The organism is Fundidesulfovibrio sp. (assembly GCF_058402725.1).
This window is the reverse complement of record NZ_JBZVFJ010000276.1, coordinates 1-2,563: the sequence shown is the minus strand read 5'-3', so window position 1 is coordinate 2,563 and position 2,563 is coordinate 1. Positions and strand designations below refer to the sequence as shown.

Here is a 2,563-nt window from a genome sequence, read left to right as displayed (position 1 = left end):
AGATGGAGGGCCTGTCCCTGGCCGGTCAGCGCTTCGCCGGGTGCTCCTTCGCCAAGACCTTCCTGGACAAGGCGGACCTCTCCCAGGCCCGCTTCGAGGGCTGCAACCTTTTCATGGCCTACCTCGACGGCGCGCTCTGCCGCGAGGCCGTTTTCGAGGGCTGCGACCTCACCCAGGCCTCCCTGGCGGGGGCCGATCTCTCGGGCGCGTCGCTTCTCGGGGCCAGGGCGCAGTGCGCGCACTTCGACGGGGCAAAGGCCCCGGGCGCGATCCTGCGCGGCGAATTCGCCATGGCCAGCTTCGAGCAGGCCGGGCTCGCCGGGGCGGATCTGCGCGGCGCGCAGCTGCCCAACGCCATCCTGACCGGGGCGTCCCTGCCCGGGGCGCGGCTCGCGGGCGCGGACCTCACCCGCGCGGACCTCTCCCACGCGGACCTTGCGCGCGCCGACCTTTCCGGCTCGAACCTGACGCTCGCCAATCTCCACCGCACGGCCCTGCAGGACGCCGTGCTCGACGGCGCGGCCACCGAGGGCGCGCGCCCAACCGATCCGGCCCTGGCCGCCGCCGAGGACTGGATCCCGCCCCCGGCCTGATGCCCGGGCGCACGAACCCCATGGAGCCATCATGAACGCATTGGCCAAGATGAACCCCGGCGGCGAGGAGCCCGTCCTGAGCCTCGCCACGGTGACGGGCGCCCTGGACGGCCGCCTTCTGGTGCGCCGGGGCGGCGCGGTCTTCCCCGCGTTGCGCGCGGCGGGCTGCCTGCTGGAGCCCGAGCCAGGCGACCTGGTGCTCGCCGTGAACGAGCCCTCGGGCGCGGCCTTCGTGCTCTCGGTGCTCGTGCGGGCCTCCCAGGGCCCGGGCCGCGCGGGCCTGGAGGAGGGGCTGACGCTGCACGGCGGGCAGGGGCCCCTGACCCTGGAAGCCGGGCTCCTGGGCCTGTGCGCCGGGCAGCGCCTGGAGATGTCCGCGCCCCGGGCAGCGCTGGAGGCCGACAGGGCCGACGTGCGCGCCGGCGCGCTTTCGCTTTCGGGCGAGAGCCTCACCCAGGCCTTCGCCCGCATCCGCACCGCCGCCGGGGCCGTGGAGCGCGTGGTGGGCCGCCTGGTGGAGCGCGCCACGCGGGTGTTCCGTCGCGTGGACGAGTGCGAGGACGTGCGCGCCGGGCGCTACCGCCTGGAAGCGGAAGACTCCCTGCGCCTGGACGCCGGGGAGATGCGCCTCGAATCGCGCGGCAACGTGGACGTGGACGGCCGGAAGATCCGCCTGGGTTGAGGAGCAAACCATGTTCGCCACCACTAACGAGACCGGCATGGCCGGGGCCTTCCCCGACGTGTGCCTCACCCCCGCGCCACCCGCGCCGGACCCGGTGCCCATCCCCTACCAGAACATGGCCATGATGCAGAACGCCAAGGGCTCCACGTGCGCCTCCAAGGTGTTCGTCAAGGGGGCCAAGGCCCTCACCCTCAAGACCGAGATCGCCCAGAGCGTGGGCGACGAGCCGGGCACGGCGGGCGGTGTGGCCTCGGGCCGCATCCAGGGGCCGTGCCGCTTCACCTCGGGGAGCCTCAAGGTGGTCATCGAGGGCGAGGCCGCCGTGTTCCAGAGCTCCGCCACCAAGCAGAACGGCGACAACCCCAACACCGTGGGCGTGGTGAGCAACCCCAGCCAGACAACGGTGATGTACATGGAATAGCGCCTTCAACGCGGGCCGGGTTGCCGCGACGGCAGTCTTCACGTAGGTTCGCGCTCTCCAGGAGCGCGCCCGACGGCGAAGCGCTCCGCAAAGACAGCGTTCAACGCCATCCGGGAGGCGCGCCATGCCTGAAGCCGTTCCCCCCCGTTCGGAGTTCGCCGTTTCCGGCCTGTCCGCCGACACCTTCCAGGTGGCCCGTTTCACCGGCCGGGAGGCTCTCGCGGGGCTCTACGAATTCGAAACGTTCCTGGCCGCGTCCGGACCAGGGCCGGACCCGGAAGCCGTGCAATCCGGGCGGGCCACGCTCACCGTGCGCCGTCCTTCGGGGTGCGACATCTTCTGGCACGGCATCGTGCGCGAGTTCGACCAACTGGAGCGCAACCACGGGCTCACCTACTACCGGGCCGTCCTGGTCCCCCGCGCGTGGTGGCTCACCCAGACCCTGGGCACGCGCATCTTCCTCGACGCGGACCTGACCCGCGTGCTGGACTCCGTGTTCCGCGAGGCCGGGCTCCAGCAGGGCCTGGACCTCGAATTCCGCCTGCGCGACACCTACTCCCGGCGCGAATGGATCTGCCAGTACGCCGAGACCGGCTGGAACTTCGCCAGCCGACTCATGGAGCGCGCCGGGGTCTACTGTTTCTTCGAGCAGGAGGCCGACCGCGAGAAGCTGGTGGTCACGGACACCTTCATGTCCCACATGCCCCTGGGCAACGACGCCCATCTGGCCTACCGCCCGGCCTCGGGCCTGACGGACGCGCAGTCCCCGGAGCATGCCCGGACCTTCCGCCGCTGCTCCCGCCAGACACCCCGGGGCGTGCGCGTGCAGGGCTACAACTACCGCACCTGCAAGACCCTCCAGGCCAC

Annotated in this window: 4 protein-coding genes; all 4 read left to right on the top strand. The window is 72.1% G+C overall.

Going from position 1 to position 2,563, the window contains the following annotated elements; translation table 11 throughout:
• Positions 1-593 (top strand): pentapeptide repeat-containing protein (locus tag ACV4UX_RS18630; RefSeq protein ID WP_491594778.1); only part of this gene is annotated, 593 nt, incomplete at its 5' end.
• A 31-nt stretch (positions 594-624) separates the two neighbouring features.
• Entirely contained in the window at positions 625-1,275 is a 651-nt protein-coding gene (locus tag ACV4UX_RS18625) for a DUF3540 domain-containing protein (protein WP_491594777.1), read from the top strand.
• Positions 1,276-1,285: 10 nt separating this feature from the next.
• Positions 1,286-1,696, top strand: coding sequence for a DUF4150 domain-containing protein (locus ACV4UX_RS18620; RefSeq protein WP_491594776.1), 411 nt, complete (start codon positions 1,286-1,288; stop codon positions 1,694-1,696).
• 124 nt (positions 1,697-1,820) lie between these two features.
• Positions 1,821-2,563: type VI secretion system Vgr family protein (locus ACV4UX_RS18615; protein ID WP_491594775.1), on the top strand; the 743-nt coding region annotated here is incomplete at its 3' end.